Source organism: Alistipes megaguti (genome assembly GCF_944320325.1).
Taxonomy (GTDB): domain Bacteria; phylum Bacteroidota; class Bacteroidia; order Bacteroidales; family Rikenellaceae; genus Alistipes; species Alistipes megaguti.
In genome coordinates, this window is record NZ_CALUHA010000001.1 from 67,295 (window position 1) to 82,733 (window position 15,439).

General features: G+C 63.2%; 13 protein-coding genes. 9 read left to right on the forward strand and 4 right to left on the reverse strand.

All coding sequences use genetic code 11. The features are described from left to right. Nucleotides 1-11: 11 nt before the first annotated feature. Entirely contained in the window at nt 12-845 is an 834-nt protein-coding gene (glsA, locus tag PUQ42_RS00265) for an acyltransferase (protein WP_087309532.1), read from the reverse strand. A 94-nt stretch (nt 846-939) separates the two neighbouring features. Between glsA and rsmH the strand changes: the two genes are divergently transcribed. The 8 genes from rsmH (at nt 940) to PUQ42_RS00305 (ending at nt 11,002) form a co-directional block, all read left to right on the forward strand. Then, entirely contained in the window at nt 940-1,842 is a 903-nt protein-coding gene (gene rsmH, locus PUQ42_RS00270; RefSeq protein ID WP_087309531.1) for a 16S rRNA (cytosine(1402)-N(4))-methyltransferase RsmH, read from the forward strand. Nucleotides 1,843-1,846: 4 nt separating this feature from the next. Then, nucleotides 1,847-2,374, forward strand: coding sequence for an FtsL-like putative cell division protein (locus PUQ42_RS00275; protein ID WP_122120006.1), 528 nt, complete (start codon nt 1,847-1,849; stop codon nt 2,372-2,374). A gap of 6 nt (nt 2,375-2,380) precedes the next feature. Next, nucleotides 2,381-4,639 carry a penicillin-binding protein gene (locus tag PUQ42_RS00280; RefSeq protein WP_122120005.1) on the forward strand — a complete coding sequence of 753 codons (2,259 nt, stop codon included), beginning with the start codon at nt 2,381-2,383 and terminating at the stop codon, nt 4,637-4,639. A 4-nt stretch (nt 4,640-4,643) separates the two neighbouring features. Further along, nucleotides 4,644-6,128: a UDP-N-acetylmuramoyl-L-alanyl-D-glutamate--2,6-diaminopimelate ligase gene (locus PUQ42_RS00285; RefSeq protein WP_273369848.1), complete on the forward strand. Its 1,485-nt coding sequence runs from the start codon at nt 4,644-4,646 to the stop codon at nt 6,126-6,128. Nucleotides 6,129-6,168: 40 nt separating this feature from the next. Then, a complete protein-coding gene (gene mraY, locus PUQ42_RS00290; protein WP_087404531.1) occupies nt 6,169-7,413 on the forward strand; it encodes a phospho-N-acetylmuramoyl-pentapeptide-transferase in 1,245 nt (414 codons plus the stop codon). 10 nt (nt 7,414-7,423) lie between these two features. Next, nucleotides 7,424-8,773 (forward strand): UDP-N-acetylmuramoyl-L-alanine--D-glutamate ligase, encoded by a 1,350-nt coding sequence (gene murD / locus PUQ42_RS00295; protein WP_273369849.1) that lies wholly within the window; start codon nt 7,424-7,426, stop codon nt 8,771-8,773. A 261-nt stretch (nt 8,774-9,034) separates the two neighbouring features. After that, on the forward strand, nt 9,035-10,390 hold the full coding sequence (locus tag PUQ42_RS00300) for an FtsW/RodA/SpoVE family cell cycle protein (RefSeq protein ID WP_122121544.1): 1,356 nt from the start codon (nt 9,035-9,037) through the stop codon (nt 10,388-10,390). Between the two features lie 210 nt (nt 10,391-10,600). Further along, the gene (locus tag PUQ42_RS00305; protein ID WP_087404533.1) at nt 10,601-11,002 is read left to right on the forward strand and encodes an RNA-binding S4 domain-containing protein; all 402 of its coding nucleotides are present in this window, start codon (nt 10,601-10,603) and stop codon (nt 11,000-11,002) included. Between the two features lie 388 nt (nt 11,003-11,390). Here the strand turns inward: PUQ42_RS00305 and pth are convergent, their stop codons facing one another. From pth to galE, 3 genes are all read right to left on the reverse strand, one after another. Continuing rightward, nucleotides 11,391-11,954 (reverse strand): aminoacyl-tRNA hydrolase, encoded by a 564-nt coding sequence (pth, locus tag PUQ42_RS00310; protein WP_122120003.1) that lies wholly within the window; start codon nt 11,952-11,954, stop codon nt 11,391-11,393. A 13-nt stretch (nt 11,955-11,967) separates the two neighbouring features. Then, the gene (locus PUQ42_RS00315; RefSeq protein ID WP_087404535.1) at nt 11,968-12,543 is read right to left on the reverse strand and encodes a 50S ribosomal protein L25/general stress protein Ctc; all 576 of its coding nucleotides are present in this window, start codon (nt 12,541-12,543) and stop codon (nt 11,968-11,970) included. Nucleotides 12,544-12,906: 363 nt separating this feature from the next. Continuing rightward, nucleotides 12,907-13,935: a UDP-glucose 4-epimerase GalE gene (galE, locus tag PUQ42_RS00320; RefSeq protein WP_087311512.1), complete on the reverse strand. Its 1,029-nt coding sequence runs from the start codon at nt 13,933-13,935 to the stop codon at nt 12,907-12,909. Nucleotides 13,936-14,239: 304 nt separating this feature from the next. Between galE and kbl the strand changes: the two genes are divergently transcribed. Then, complete coding sequence (kbl, locus tag PUQ42_RS00325) at nt 14,240-15,427, forward strand: glycine C-acetyltransferase (protein ID WP_087311513.1); 1,188 nt, start codon at nt 14,240-14,242, stop codon at nt 15,425-15,427. The last annotated feature ends 12 nt before the right edge of the window (nt 15,428-15,439 follow it).

The window sequence follows — 15,439 nt, forward strand, 5'->3', positions numbered from 1 at the left end:
AAATACCACAATTAGCGGGATTTTGCCGGTTCTTTGAGCTTTTTTTCCAGAAAATACGCCTTTTTGCGTACCTCTTCGGCCTGTTCGCGCAGCGAGCCCAAGTGCTGGAGTTCGCTCACCGGAATCGGGTCGCCCACGACGATGCGGAAGTGGCGCCCCTTCTGCGAGAACATCTCGTCGGGAAGCCACAGCATCTCGATGTTGAACTTCACGCCCAGCGCCTTGCGCAGGTGGTAGAGGCGGTAGAAGAAGTTCGACAGACGCCCCTCGACGAAGACCGGGACGATCTGCCGCTGCGAGGCGTAGGCCTTTTTCAGAAAGCTCACCTTCCATTCGGGGTCGGTGACCCGGCCGTTGACCGTCCGCGAGCAGAGCCCCGCCGGGAAGGTCAGGATCGGAAGGTCGCCGAAGAACTCCTCGTCGAACTTGCGGGCATAGGCCGCATTCTGCGCGCCGTGCTTGTTGACCGGGATCCAGAGCGGCCGCAGCGGTTCGAGGTGCATCAACAGGTCGTTGACCACCACGCGGGCATCGCCGAAACGTTCGATCAGCTTGTCGGCCAGCATCATGCCGTCCATACCCCCGAACGGGTGGTTCGAGACGAAGAGGTAGCGCCCGCGCGGGTCGAGACGTTCGAGCCCCTGCGCGGAGTAGGTGACCTGCCACTCGCGGAAGGCCGCACGGATGAACTCCTGCGGCGGCAGCGTCCAGTAGCTGGCGAGAATGTGGTTGATCTCCCGTTCGTGGATCGTACGGCGGAGCCATCCGACTATCGGGCGGGGGATCCAGCGGGCCGCACGCGGGGCCTTTTCCCGCAGCACGGCGCCGATGTCTATCTGAGGCATGGAGTCTTCGAAAATTTAATCGAACAAATATAGGCATTCTTTTTCAGAAAAGCACTAACTTTACACCCCAAATAGACCTTTGTCAACCGCAATCATGTCTGCCTACCATACACCCGTACTGCTGGAAGAGTCTGTGGCCCTGCTGGGTATCCGTCCCGACGGCATCTACGCCGACCTGACGTTCGGCGGCGGAGGCCATTCGCGCCGCATCCTGGCCGACCTCGGACCCCAGGGGCGGCTCTATGGTTTCGACCAGGACCGCGATACCCGCGAAAACTGCCCCGACGACGCGCGGTTCCACTACGTGGAGAGCAACTTCCGCTTTCTGCGCGGGGCGCTGCGGCTGCGCGGCGTGACCGCGGTTGACGGTATTCTGGCCGATCTGGGGGTCTCGTCCCACCACTTCGACGATCTTGAACGCGGCTTCTCGTTCCGCGGCGACGCCCCGCTCGACATGCGCATGAACCAGCGCGGACGGTTAACGGCCGCCGATGTGGTCAATACTTATCCGAGCGGGGATTTGACCCGCATCCTGGGCGACTGGGGCGAGCTGGAGACTCCGTGGAAGGTGGCCAACTGTCTGGTGAAGGCCCGGGCGGAGGCTCCCCTGACGACCACGGCCGGACTGGTTGCGGCGGTGAAGCCCTGTACGCCGGCCCGGGATCCCTCGAAATTCCTCACGAAACTCTTCCAGGCGCTGCGCATCGAGGTCAACGGCGAGATGGAGGCGCTGAAGATGGCCCTCGAACAGAGTCTGAAGGTCCTCAAACCCGGCGGACGGCTGGTGGTCATCTCCTACCATTCGCTCGAAGACCGGCTGGTGAAGAACTTCCTGCGCAGCGGAAACTTTACGGGCGAGGTCGAAAAGGACTTTTACGGGCGTCCGCTCGCCCCGTTCGAGGCGCTGACCCGCAAGGCCGTCACCCCCTCGGACGAGGAGCTGGCGCGCAATCCCCGATCCCGTTCGGCGAAACTCCGGGCGGCCGTAAAACGCTGACACCATGTATCAGGACCACGAATTCGATCCCATCACTCCCGAGGAGCAGGCCCGGCGCGACGAGGAGGCGGAGTTCGCCCGCCGCGTGCGCCGCGAGGTGCGCCGCATGGAGCGCGGCGAGGTCGACGAGGAGATCCGCGCCGAGGAGGAAGCCGAAGCGGCCGAGGAGGAGGCCCGGCAGGCCGAAGCACGCCAGCGCGAGGCCCGCGAACGCCGCCGACGGTCGAGCACCCTGTGGCAGCTCTTCTCGGGGACGATTCTCGTGCGCCGCGGGGTGTCGCGCTACTACCCCTATTTGCTGACCATCGCCGGGATGTTCTTCCTGAGCATCGTGGTGATGTTCTGGTCGTTGCACCTCGACATGCGCTACACGCGTCTCGAACGCGAGGTGCAGAAGCTGCGCGAACGCTCGATCCGCCTGCAGGAGCAGCGCTTCCAGCGCACGACCCACTCGGCCATCATCGAAGAGCTCCATGCCCGGGGCATCGACCTCTACGACCCGCTCGCACCGGGTGAAATCATCGAAAACTGATCGGCCATGAAGGAGGAACGTTCGAAAGTCAAAAGCGATATCCTGCTGCGGGTGAGGTTGTTGTACGTGCTCTTCATCCTCGCCGGGGCCGTTGTGCTCACCCGGATCGTCTGGGTGCAGCTCTTCAGCCGCGAGGTGGCCTACAACGCCGACCGCCTCTCGAGCCGCATCTTCACCCGCGAGGAGATCAAGGCGCAGCGCGGCAGCATCCTCTCGCGCGACGGCGAACCCCTCGCCACGTCGATCTTCCGCTATCAGGCCGCCTTCGACTTCGCCTCGCCCGGTCTGGATTCGCTCGACACCTTCCGCGAACAGGCCGATTCGCTCTCCAAACTGCTCGCCGCCTTCTTCCGGGACAAACCCGCCTCGGCCTATGCCCGCATGTTCCGCGAGGAGCATGCCCGGCGCTATCGGCTGGTGCGGCCCCGCGATACAACCTATCTGCGCTCCGAGGGGCGCATCGCCCGCTTCTTCGACCGCCTGCGCGGCGAGGAGTACATCACGCGGCGCATCTACGACACGCTGCGCGACCATACGCCGGTAAACATCTTCCCCCGCGAGGTGGACTATGCCGAGTGGGAGGTGCTGCGCCGCTATCCGCTGCTGAACTGGAACATGGGCATGGTCTACACGCTCGTCGAACGCGACGAACGCATCTACCCTCAGGGCGAACTGGCCCGACGGACGATCGGTCTGACGGGCGACCGCGGCAACTACGGCATCGAGGAGGCCTACCGTACGGAGCTGGCCGGCCGCGACGGACAGGCCATCCGGCAGCGCATCGCCCGCGGATTCTACGGCCGCGTGGCCGGGGCCGATCATGTCGATCCGGTCGACGGCTGTGATGTGGTGACGACGCTGGATCTCGATCTGCAGGATGTGGCCGACAAGGCGCTGCGCCGGCAGCTCGAACAGCAGAATGCCGTCTGGGGCACGACGATCGTCATGGAGGTCCATACGGGCGAGATCCTGGCGCTGGCCAACCTCGGGCGCGATCCCGGCGGCGGCTACTCCGAACGCGAGAACTACGCCCTGAGCCGCTCGATGGAGCCCGGATCGACCTTCAAGCTGGCCACGATGCTCACGCTGCTCGACGATGCGCGGATGTCGCCCTCGACCGTCTACGATACCCACAACGGCGATCCGGTGACTGTCGGTCCGGCCCGCAACATCCGCGATTCGCACCGCGGCGACCACGAAATCGACTTCCGGCGGGCCGTGGCCTCGTCGTCGAACGTCTACTTCGCCGAGGCGGTCTGGGACCGCTACGGCATCACGGGCAAGAAGTTCGACTACAGCCGCTACCTCCACGAAACGCTGCACCTGGGTCAGACCGTCGGCCTCGAACGCCTTGGCGAGCGTCAGCCGTCGATCACCACCGACTGGAAGGTCCCCGATCCCGGCGTGATGTTGGTGAAGATGGCCTACGGCTATCGCGTGCGGCTGGCGCCGATTCAGATGATCACCTTCTACAACGCCATCGCCAACGGCGGGAAGATGATCTCGCCGGTGCTGATCCGCGAGCTGCGGCGCGGCGATCGGGTCGAGGAGCGTTTCGAAAGCCGCACGATCGCCTCGTCGATCGCCTCGCGGGCGGCCCTGCACGAGGTGCAGCAGTGTCTGCAGGCGGTCTGCACCGAGGGTACGGCCAGCGCCTTCTTCCGCGACACGACGCGCGTGAGGGTCGCCGCCAAGACCGGTACGGCCCAGATTACCGCCCCGTCGGAGGGTGGCCGCCCCTATCTGGGTTCGATGATCGCCTACTTCCCGGCCGATGCGCCGCGCTATACGGTGCTGACGACCATCGAGACCCGCGCCCAGCCGGGCAAGGCCTACTACGGAGGTCCGTTGGCGGGTCCCGTCGTCAAACGCATGGTCGACTACATCTACAACCGCGGCAACGACTGGTACGGAAGGGTCGAGGCGGACGGTCCGCGCCGCTATCCCGACCGCATCAAGGGGGGCGACATCGCCCAGATCCGTCGTGTGGCCGGCAAGTTCTCGCCCCGCACCGAGTGTGAGGAGCGTCGGGGATGGGGCCGTACGCGCGTCGACAGCCTCTCGCGGGTGGTGGTCACGGCGATCGACGAGACGCCCGGCGTGATGCCCGATGTGAGGGGCATGGGGCTGAAGGATGCCCTCTTCCTGCTCGAAAGCCGCGGCCTGCGGGTCCGCTTCTCGGGCCAGGGGGCCGTCATACAGCAAACGATTCCCGCCGGATCCCGCATCACTCCGGGGACGGCGGTAACCATAACGTTGAAATAGAGAGATGAAGAAAATTTCGGAACTGATACGTCATATGCCCGTCGTGGCGGTGACGGGTGATCCCGAAACCGCGGTCGGGGGGCTGACCTACGACTCGCGGCACGTGAACCCCGGCGACTGCTTCTTCGCCATCCGGGGCACGCAGAGCGACGGCCACGACTATATCCCGATGGCCGTCGAACGGGGAGCTGCGGCGGTGGTCTGCGAGCGGTGCCCCGAGGAGCCGGCTGCCGGCGTCGTCTATGTCGTGGTGGGGGATTCGTCGGGGGCGATGGCCGATCTGGCCGCGGCCTTCTACGACTTCCCGAGCCGCGAACTGCGGCTGGTGGGCATCACGGGAACCAACGGCAAGACCACGACCGTCACGCTGCTCTACGACCTGGTGCGCGGTCTGGGCTACCGTGCCGGACTGATCTCGACGGTCGTCTACCGCATCGACGGACGCGAGATCGAGGCCACGCACACGACGCCCGATCCCATTCGCCTGAACGCCATGATGCGTGAGATGGTCGACGCCGGCTGCGAGTACTGCTTCATGGAGTGCTCGTCGCACGCCATCGTCCAGGAGCGCATCCGCGGTCTCGACTTCGCCGGCGGGATCTTCTCGAACATCACCCACGACCATCTGGACTACCACAAGACCTTCGCCGAGTATATCCGGGCCAAGAAGCTCTTCTTCGACCACCTGCCAGCCGGGGCCTTCGCCCTGACGAACGTCGACGACCGCAACGGCCGCGTCATGGTACAGAACACGGCGGCCGCCGTGAGCACCTATTCGCTGCGCGAGATGGCCGATTTCCGCTGCAAGATCCTCGAGATGCACGTCGACGGCATGCTGCTGCGCATCGACGGACAGGAGCTCTGGACGGGGCTCCTCGGGCGGTTCAACGCCTACAACCTGCTGGCCGTCTACGGCGCCGCCGTGCTGCTGGGACTTGACCGTGCGGAGGTGCTGCGCGTCCTGTCGACGCTCCACCCCGTGAGCGGGCGCTTCGAGATCGTCCGCGCCGCCAACGGCACGGTGGCCGTGGTCGACTACGCCCACACGCCCGATGCACTCGAAAACGTGCTGCGGACGATCGAGGAGCTGCGCCAGCCCTCGCAGCAGCTGCTGGTCGTATGCGGCTGTGGCGGCGACCGCGACCGCACGAAACGTCCCGAGATGGCGCAGATCGCCGTCCGCTACGCCACGACGGCCATCTTTACGTCGGACAACCCGCGTCATGAGTCGCCCGAGGCGATTCTCGACGAGATGGTGGCCGGCCTGCAGCCCGGCACGCGCTACGTGCGCATCACGGACCGCGCCGAGGCCATCCGCACGGCGGTGCTGATGAGCCGTCCGGGCGATCTGATCCTCATCGCCGGCAAGGGCCACGAAACCTACCAGATCATCGGCGACGTGAAGCACCACTTTGACGACCGTGAGGAGGTGCGCCGCGCCTTCGGACTCTTGTCTCCGGCCGACGGACCCGCCGCCGCGAAATGCTGAAACACTTTGATTTACAGAACATACTGACTCGATAGACATCATGCTTTACCATCTTTTCAAATACCTGGACGAAGCCTACGACCTGCCCGGTTCGGGCATGTTCCAGTACATTTCGTTCCGTGCGGCGGCGGCCATCATCCTCTCGCTGCTGATCGTCATCATCTTCGGCCGGCGGATCATCGACTTCCTCCGCCGGCGCCAGATCGGCGAGGATATCCGCGACCTCGGACTCCAGGGCCAGCTCCAGAAGAAGGGAACCCCGACCATGGGCGGCGTGATCATCCTTGTGGCCATTCTGGTGCCGATGCTGCTCTTCGGCAAACTCGACAACGTCTACGTGCAGCTGCTGCTCGTCTCGACCGTCTGGCTGGGGCTCATCGGCGGTCTGGACGATTACATCAAGGTCTTCCGCCACCGCAAGGAGGGGCTCAAGGGGCGTTTCAAAATCGTCGGACAGGTCGGGCTGGGAATCATCGTCGGAACGACCATGTGGCTCTCGCCCCAGATCGTCGTCCGCGACAAGGTGACGCAGCCCGTGCAGACGGTCTACATGAATCCCGACGGTTCGGTCATCGAGAGCGTCCAGCGCAACGTCGTGCTGAGCTCCGAGAGCCTCAAAACCACCCAGACGACCATCCCCTTTGTCAAGAACAACGAGTTCGACTACGGCTGGCTCACCGGAGGCAACGAAACGGCCACCTGGCTGCTCTACGTGGTGGTGGCGATCCTTGTCGTCACGGCCGTCTCGAACGGCGCCAACCTTACGGACGGTCTCGACGGACTGGTGACGGGCGTCTCGGTCCCGATCGTGGCGGTGCTCGGGGCGCTGGCCTATCTCTCGGGCCACATCGTCTATGCCGACTACCTCAATATCATGTACATCCCGGACAGCGGCGAGCTGGTGGTCTATGCCGCGGCACTCGTCGGAGCGCTGGTCGGCTTCCTCTGGTACAACTCCTTCCCGGCGCAGATCTTCATGGGCGATACGGGCTCGCTGACGATCGGCGGCGTGATAGCCGTCTTCGCCCTCTGCATCCGCAAGGAGCTGCTGCTGCCGATTCTGTGCGGTGTCTTCCTGGTCGAGAGCCTCTCGGTGATGCTGCAGGTCAGCTGGTTCAAGTACACCAAGCACAAGTACGGCGAGGGACATCGCCTGCTGCTCATGTCCCCGATCCACCACCACTACCAGAAAAAAGGCATCTTCGAGACGAAGATCGTCACCCGCTTCTGGATCATCTCGCTGCTGCTGGCAGCCATTACGCTGGTTACGTTGAAGATTCGATAATCCCGATATCATGAAAAACATTGTCGTACTGGGCGGAGGCATCAGCGGCTACGGCTCCGCGATCCTCGCCCGCAAGAAGGGCTTCGGAGTCTTCCTCTCCGATGCCGGAAAGATTGCCGACCGTTTCCGGGCCAAACTCGACGAGTGGCAGGTCCCCTACGAGGAGGGCGGACATACCGAGGAGCGCATCCTCGCCGCCACGGAGGTCGTCAAGTCGCCGGGGATTCCCGATTCGGCTCCCATCGTGCGCAAGATCCGCGAGGCGGGCATCCCGCTAATCTCCGAGATGGAGTTCGCCGGCCGCTACATGGGCCGCGCCAAGTGCATCTGCATCACCGGCTCGAACGGCAAGACCACCACCACGTCGATTATCTACAAGATCCTGCGCGACGCGGGCTACAACGTCGCCCTGGGAGGCAACATCGGCGAGAGTTTCGCCTATTCGGTCGCCACGGGCAACTACGACTGGTATGTGCTGGAGCTGAGTTCGTTCCAGCTGGACGGCATGTACAAGTTCCGTGCCCACATCGGCGTGCTGATGAACATCACGCCCGACCATCTGGACCGCTACGACCACTGCTTCCAGAAATACATCGACGCCAAGATGCGCATTACGCAGAACATGACCTCGCGCGACTGGTTCATCTATTCGGGCGACGACGAGGTGATCCGCGAGCAACTGCCGAAGTACGACCTGCGGATGCGCCAGCTCCCCTTCATGGCCCACAGCGCCGTGGCCAGCGGGGCGGGCGACGCTTTCCTGTGCGACGGCAAGTTCACGACCGCAGTCGGTCGGCACGCCGTGGAGATCGACACCGCAAAGCTGCAGATCAAGGGTCTGCATAACGCCTACAACGCCATGGCCGCTTCGCTGGCGGCACTGGCCGCCGGGGTTGCGCCGACGAAGATCCGCCGCTCGCTCTACGACTTCGCACCGGTCGAGCACCGGCTCGAACCCGTGCTCGAAAAGGATGGCGTGCTGTGGATCAACGACTCGAAGGCGACGAACGTCGACTCGGTCTTCTACGCCCTGGAGAGCATGACGCGTCCCGTGGTGTGGATCGCCGGTGGGACGGACAAGGGCAACGACTACGAACCTCTCAAGAAGTTCGCCCGCGAGAAGGTCCATACGCTGGTCTGCATGGGATTGGACAACGCCAAACTGGTGCGTGAGTTCACCGGCGTCATCCCCGAGATCATCTCGACCGATTCGCTCGATGCGGCCCTCACGGCCTGCAAGCAGGCGGCCCGTCCGGGTGACGTGGTGCTGCTCTCGCCGGCCTGCGCCAGCTTCGATCTGTTCCACAACTACGAACAACGCGGCGAACTCTTCAAGAAGTGGGTCCGCGAGCACGCCTAAACGATGGAGCGCGACGCATACGATGAGCGTACGGCGGCCGAATGGGCCCGTGATGCCGCGCCGCGCGGTGAAGACCGTGCGACGGGACGCACGGCTCCGGCCGGAGGCGCCTTTGCGCGCGATCCGGGGCGTTTGCCCCGCGAGCTGGAGCGCGACGATGCCTCTGTTTCGCGCGGGGAGGATCCGCTGCGGAATGACGGTCGGACAACCCTTCGCGGAGGCCGCCGGGAGGCTGCCGGAAGGGCTTCGGCCTTGAACGGTATGGAAGCCGGGGCCGCAGACACTGCCGGTGGAGGTATGCGGAGACGGAGCGGTTCCACCCGGTCGACGGCCGCAGGGTCCACCGGGGTTGCGGGCTCAGTCGCCGGGGCCGGGGAGGCCGGGAAGAGTCGCTTCCGCCTCTTTACGGGTGACCGCGTGCTGTGGATCATCATTGCGGCGCTGGCGGTCATCTCCGTGCTGGTTGTCTATTCCTCGACGGCCAAGATGGCCTACGACGCCCATACGGCCCGAACGACGGCCCATTTCCTGCGTCAGCAGCTGATGATCCTCATCGTCAGTCTGGGTATCATGATCGCCGTGCAGAAGATCAACTGCCGCGTCTACAACCTCTTTTCGCGCCCGATCTACTATGTCTCGGTGGCGCTGACCGTCGCCGTCTACTTCATCGGCGCCACGACCAACGGCGCCGCCCGCTGGATCCCCCTCGGACCCTTCCAGTTCCAGCCCTCCGAAGCGTTGAAGGTCGCTACGGTGCTCTTCCTGGCGCGTCAGCTGGCCGGCCGGCAGTCGAAGATCGACCGCCTGCGCATCGTCCCGAGCTGGAAGTTCTGGACCTGGCGTTCGTCGGCCCTGCAGCGCAAGATCTGGAAGGAGGGAACATGGCCCATTCTGATGCCCGTGCTGGTGTCGTGTCTGGTGATCTTCCCGGCCCACACCTCTTCGGCCGTGCTGGTCTTTCTGGCCTCGTGGGTGATGATGCTCATCGGGCGCGTGCGCTTCAGCGAACTGATGAAGCTCGTCGGCTGGGCGCTGGCCGGCGTGGTCCTCATCATGGTCCTCAATCTGGGCCGCAGCGAGACCGCCGAAGGACGTGTCTCGACCTGGATCCACCTCTGGACCCAGTCCCAGACCGAAAAGCCCATCGAACACCTCTCCGATACCGAACGCTCGATGATCGCCATCCACAACGGCGGCCTGCTGGGCGAAGGGGCCGGGCAGAGCGCCATGCGCGTGGAGATGATCCACCCCGAAAGCGACTATGCCTATGCCTTCTTCGTCGAGGAGTACGGCGTCATTCTGGCCGTGGTGCTGCTGATGCTCTACCTGTGGATCTTCTTCCGGGCGATCGAGATCTTCCGCCGCTGCGGTACGGCCTTCCCGGGGCTGCTGGTGCTGGGGCTGGCCCTGCTGATCACCTGTCAGGCGCTGCTGCACATCATGGTGACGGTCAACCTCATCCCCGAGACGGGGCAGACCCTGCCGCTCATCTCGCGCGGCGGTTCGTCGGTGCTCTTCACCACCATCGCCCTGGGGATGATCCTCAGCGTCAGCCGCCAGAACGACGAGCAGTCGCACGACCGGCCGAAGAACGAGGAACTGCGGATCGGCGACTGATGCCGCCGAGAGGCACTGAGGCCCCGGGCGGAGTGGGTGTAGGGCGGTTGCCGGCGCTCTCCGGAGGCGGGCACCGTTCGCCGGAAGAGACCCGTTGCGGCCGTTCGCCGGAGGGGGGGGGAAGATCCGTTGAGGCCGGGAGGCGCGAAGCCGACCCCTCCCCGGAGCGCGGGAGGAAAAACAATTGCAACCGTAAAAACAGAAGATTCAATGGACGATATCCGTCTCGACAAATACCTTTGGGCCGTGCGCGTCTTCAAGACCCGCAGTGATGCCGCCGATGCCATCCGCACCAACAAGGTGACGGTCAACGGCTCCTATGCCAAACCCTCGCGCGAGGTGAAGATCGGCGACGTGATCGCCGTGCGCAAGATGCAGGTAACCTACTCCTACAAGGTGCTCGATCTGGTTTCGAGCCGCCAGCCGGCCAAGAATGTCCCCGCCTACTGCCTCAACATCACCCCGCAGGAGGAACTCGACAAGCTGAACGTTCCGCGTGAGACGATCTTCGTCTTCCGCGACCGCGGTACGGGGCGTCCTACCAAGAAGGAGCGCCGTGAGCTCGACACCCTGATGGACGAGGTCTATTACGGCGACGACGAGGAGGAATAGAGGAATAGTCCCCTGGCCCGGTCTGCAGGACGGGTCGTCGGTCTGTGGGACAATTGTTATCCCGTGGGGCGGAAACGGCCCGAAACAGGCCTGTAATCGGGCTTCGGTGTCGGTCTTATCGGCTGAATGCGGGGAGTGGCGTCGTGCGGACGGTGAGCCTTGTTGCCGGGGGGGGCTGTCAGGGCGCCGCGTTGTTGTGTTGCCGTGCCGTCCTTTTTGTCGGGTAGCTGCGCAGCCGGGATCTTCCCTCCGGGCAAAAAAAAGAGAGCCGCGGCAGGGTGACGCAACTCTTTTCTCGCTTGAAATTACTCGCAATGAAGAAAATCCTGTCGGGCTCTTTTGGGGGTCGGCTCGGAATCCGCAGGGCGGTCGCAGCAGCCGTCCTCTCTTATTTCTTGTTGAAGAAGTTCATCGTCATGGCGCATCCCTGCGTGGCAAACGAGCGGATGGCGTCGACGAAGACCTTCAGCCGTTCGGGCATGGCCGTCCGTTCCTCTTCGGTCCACTCGCCCAGGACGTAGTCCACCTGGTGCCCCTTCGGGAAGTCGCCCCCGATGCCGAAGCGCATCCGGGCATACTCCTCGGTGCCGAGCAGTTCGGCAATGTTTTTCAGCCCGTTGTGGCCGCCGGCACTCCCTTTCGGACGGAGCCGTAGCGTGCCGAACGGCAGGGCAATATCGTCCGAGATGACCAGCAGATTTTCGCGGTCGATCTTCTCGGCATCCAGCCAGTAGCGCACGGCCTTTCCCGAGAGATTCATGTAGGTCGAGGGCTTCAGCAACAGCAGCGTGCGCCCCTTGTAGCGGACCTCGGCCACATCGCCGTAGCGGGCTGTGGTAAAAACAGCGTTGGACGCCTCTGCAAGGGCGTCCAACACTTTGAAACCGATGTTGTGACGGGTATTGGCGTACTCGGCGCCGATATTCCCGAGCCCAACAATGAGGTATTTCATGACGGGTCAGCGACTATTTGGCTGCGGCTGCATCGGCGCCACGCGAAGCACGCGTTACGCGGACTGCGCAGACGGCCGTCGTAGCGGGCGTCACGAACTTCAGGTTCTCGAACTTCAGGTCGCCGACGAAGATCGTCTTGCCTACACCGAGGTTAGTCACGTCTACGACGATCTCGTCGGGCAGATTCTCAACCAGGGCGCTTACGGTCAGCTTGCGGGCCGACAGGACGAGCTTACCGCCGATCTTCACACCTTCGGCGTTGCCGGTCAGGCGCACCGGAATGGCGATCGATACGGGTTTGCCCTCGGCGATGCGGTAGAAATCCATGTGGAGGATCTCCTCGCGGACGGGGTGGAACTGGGCCTCACGCAGTACGGCGAGCTCCTTCTTGCCCTCGAAATCGAACTCGACGATGTAGGAGTTCGGGGTGTAGATCAGGGGCTTGATCTCGCGGGGATCCACGGAGAACATCTCCGTCTCACCGTTGCCGCACAATACGCAGGGTACCAGACCCTCGCGGCGTACGCTCTTGGCGGCCTTCTTGCCGAAGTCGGCACGTTTTACGGCCTTTACCGAAATGGTTTTCATTTTGTTTGTGTTTTTAAGTGTTACCTGCGGCGGTTCTCAACACGGTCTCTGCGGGCCGCATCCCAGTTCCGCCTGTTTTGGGGTGCAAATTTAGGCAAATCCTTTCAAAAAAGAAAATTTTGTGGCAAAAACCTGCTGCGGAGGATGTTGGACGGCGAGTTTCCGGATAAAAAAAGGGGCGGTGATCCGGTTGATCTCCGTCCCTCTCGTTGCGGAATCCTTGCATGGGCGCACCGGCAGTCTCCCTGTTTGCGGAGTGGGCGACGTCGGCTCCGTCTTCTCCGTTTGCGGCGCCGCCGGCTCCAGCTTTTCCGTCCGGAGTGCCGCCGGCTCCGGCTCCCGGCCCCTATGCTCCACCCGGCGCTATTTCATGCCGCGCAGGTGCTTCTCCCAGGCCCAGGCCGAGGCGAGCGTCTGGTCGAGCGTACGTTCGGCCTTCCAGCCCAGTTCGGTGTTGGCCAGCGTCGGGTCGGCCCAGATGGCGATGATGTCGCCCTCGCGGCGCGGCGCGATCTTGTAGTTGAGTTTCAGATGGTTGACCTCCTCGAACTTGTGGACCAGCTCCAGCACCGAGACGCCGCGTCCCGTGCCGATGTTGAAGATCTCGTAGGTCTCCTTGTTCTTGTCCTCGATCATGCGGCGAATGGCGGCCACGTGAGCCTTGGCCAGGTCAACGACGTCGATGTAGTCGCGGATGCACGAACCGTCGGGCGTCGGATAGTCGTCGCCGAAGACCGAGAGGCATTCGCGGATGCCGGCGGCCGTCTGCGTGATGTAGGGCACGAGGTTCTGCGGCACGCCGCGCGGCAGCTCGCCGATCAGGGCCGACGGATGGGCGCCGATCGGGTTGAAGTAGCGCAGCGCGATGCCCTTCAGTCCGGCATAGGCCGTCACCGAATCGCGCAGGATGTCCTCGCACATCTGCTTCGTATTGCCGTAGGGCGAGGTGGCCGGCTTGCGGGGCGTCTGCTCCGTGACGGGCTGCTTCTCGGGCTCGCCGTAGACGGTGCACGACGACGAGAAGACGATGTTCTGCCGCCCGAACTCACGCATCAGTGTGATGACGTTCATGAACGACGTGAGGTTGTTGCGGTAGTACTCCAGCGGTTTCTGGACCGATTCGCCGACGGCTTTCGAGGCCGCGAAGTGGATCACCGAGTCGAACTCGTACTGCTCGAAGACCTTGCGGAAACCCTCCAGATCGCAGCAGTCGACCTTCACGAAGGGAATATCGACACCCGTGATCTGCCGTACGCCCTCGACGGCCTTCATGTCGCTGTTCGAGAGGTTGTCGACGATCACCACGTCGTATCCGGCGTTGATAAGTTCCACGGTGGTGTGCGAACCGATGTAACCGGCTCCGCCGCTCACCAAGACACACGATTTTTTCATAAGTCGAATGGTTGATTTTGAGTAACAAAGATACGTATTTTTTCGGAACCCGGCGAGCCGCGGGCAAGAAATTTTGGTCCGACGTCGTGCCGGGCTGTCGGAGCAGGGCTCCTGGGCTGTGCCGGGAACCCCGTTTCGGAGGCCGTGCGGAGGCTCTCCGGGCCGGTTTGCGGCTTCGGGCTGACAATTCGTAATCGGAGGTGCGAAAAAATGGGTGCGAACGTGTCTGTTTCCGAAAAAGTTTCCTATATTTGTAACAGTTTGATACCATATTCGCGGATTTTCATCAAAACATTAACGCCATATGTACGGAAAAATGAAGGAGTACCTGCAACATGAACTCGCCGAAATCGAGGCTGCAGGGCTCTACAAGCACGAACGAGTCATCTGCTCGCCCCAACGCGCCGAGATCGAAGTTGCAGGTCGGAAGGTCCTGAACTTCTGCGCCAACAACTACCTCGGACTTTCGGACAACCCCCGTCTGATCGAGGCCGCCAAGCGCGCCATGGATGCCCGCGGCTACGGCATGTCCTCGGTCCGCTTCATCTGCGGCTGCCAGGACATTCACAAGGAGCTCGAGAAGGCCATTTCGGACTACTTCGGCACCGAGGATACGATCCTCTATGCCGCCTGTTTCGACGCCAACGGCGGCGTTTTCGAACCCCTCTTCACGCAGGAGGACGCCATCATCTCCGATGCCCTGAACCACGCCTCGATCATCGACGGCGTACGCCTCTGCAAGGCCGTGCGCTACCGTTACGCCAACGCCGACATGGCCGAACTCGAAGAGTGCCTCAAGAAGGCTCAGGCCCAGCGCTTCCGTATCATCTGCACCGACGGCGTCTTCTCGATGGACGGAAACGCCGCTCCGCTCGACAAGATCTGCGCCCTGGCCGAGAAGTACGACGCCCTGGTGATGGTCGACGAGTGCCACTCGGCCGGCGTCCTGGGCAAGACCGGCCGCGGCATCACCGAACTCTTCAACCTGCGCGGACAGGTCGATATCCTCACCGGTACACTGGGCAAGGCCTTCGGCGGCGCCGTGGGCGGTTTCACGACCGGCCGCAAGGAGATCATCGACATGCTGCGCCAGCGTTCGCGTCCCTACCTCTTCTCCAACTCGCTGCCCCCTGCCGTCGTCGGCGCCGGAATCGAGATGTTCCGCATGCTCGCCGAGAGCAACGAACTCCACGACCGGCTGGTGGCCAACGTCGAGCACTTCCGCAAGGGGATGATGGCCGCCGGTTTCGACATCAAACCCACGCAGTCGGCCATCTGCGCCGTGATGCTCTACGACGCCAAGCTCTCGCAGGACTTCGCCGCCCGGCTGCAGGATGAGGGGATCTTCGTCACGGGATTCTACTATCCGGTCGTCCCGAAGGGGCAGGCCCGCATCCGCGTACAGGTGTCGGCCGGCCACACCTTCGAACAGCTGGATCGTTGCATCGCCGCCTTTACGAAGATCGGCAAGGAACTCAATGTCCTCAAATAAAACCGATTTGTA

What these genes read in the sequence shown, in the direction of transcription:
- kbl (WP_087311513.1), top strand. Translation starts at nt 14,240, where the DNA reads ATGTACGGAAAAATGAAGGAGTACCTGCAACATGAACTCGCCGAAATC.
- pth (WP_122120003.1), bottom strand. Translation starts at nt 11,954, where the DNA reads ATGAAATACCTCATTGTTGGGCTCGGGAATATCGGCGCCGAGTACGCC.
- PUQ42_RS00275 (WP_122120006.1), top strand. Translation starts at nt 1,847, where the DNA reads ATGTATCAGGACCACGAATTCGATCCCATCACTCCCGAGGAGCAGGCC.
- PUQ42_RS00300 (WP_122121544.1), top strand. Translation starts at nt 9,035, where the DNA reads ATGGAAGCCGGGGCCGCAGACACTGCCGGTGGAGGTATGCGGAGACGG.
- galE (WP_087311512.1), bottom strand. Translation starts at nt 13,935, where the DNA reads ATGAAAAAATCGTGTGTCTTGGTGAGCGGCGGAGCCGGTTACATCGGT.
- PUQ42_RS00280 (WP_122120005.1), top strand. Translation starts at nt 2,381, where the DNA reads ATGAAGGAGGAACGTTCGAAAGTCAAAAGCGATATCCTGCTGCGGGTG.
- PUQ42_RS00285 (WP_273369848.1), top strand. Translation starts at nt 4,644, where the DNA reads ATGAAGAAAATTTCGGAACTGATACGTCATATGCCCGTCGTGGCGGTG.
- PUQ42_RS00305 (WP_087404533.1), top strand. Translation starts at nt 10,601, where the DNA reads ATGGACGATATCCGTCTCGACAAATACCTTTGGGCCGTGCGCGTCTTC.
- glsA (WP_087309532.1), bottom strand. Translation starts at nt 845, where the DNA reads ATGCCTCAGATAGACATCGGCGCCGTGCTGCGGGAAAAGGCCCCGCGT.
- PUQ42_RS00315 (WP_087404535.1), bottom strand. Translation starts at nt 12,543, where the DNA reads ATGAAAACCATTTCGGTAAAGGCCGTAAAACGTGCCGACTTCGGCAAG.
- murD (WP_273369849.1), top strand. Translation starts at nt 7,424, where the DNA reads ATGAAAAACATTGTCGTACTGGGCGGAGGCATCAGCGGCTACGGCTCC.
- mraY (WP_087404531.1), top strand. Translation starts at nt 6,169, where the DNA reads ATGCTTTACCATCTTTTCAAATACCTGGACGAAGCCTACGACCTGCCC.
- rsmH (WP_087309531.1), top strand. Translation starts at nt 940, where the DNA reads ATGTCTGCCTACCATACACCCGTACTGCTGGAAGAGTCTGTGGCCCTG.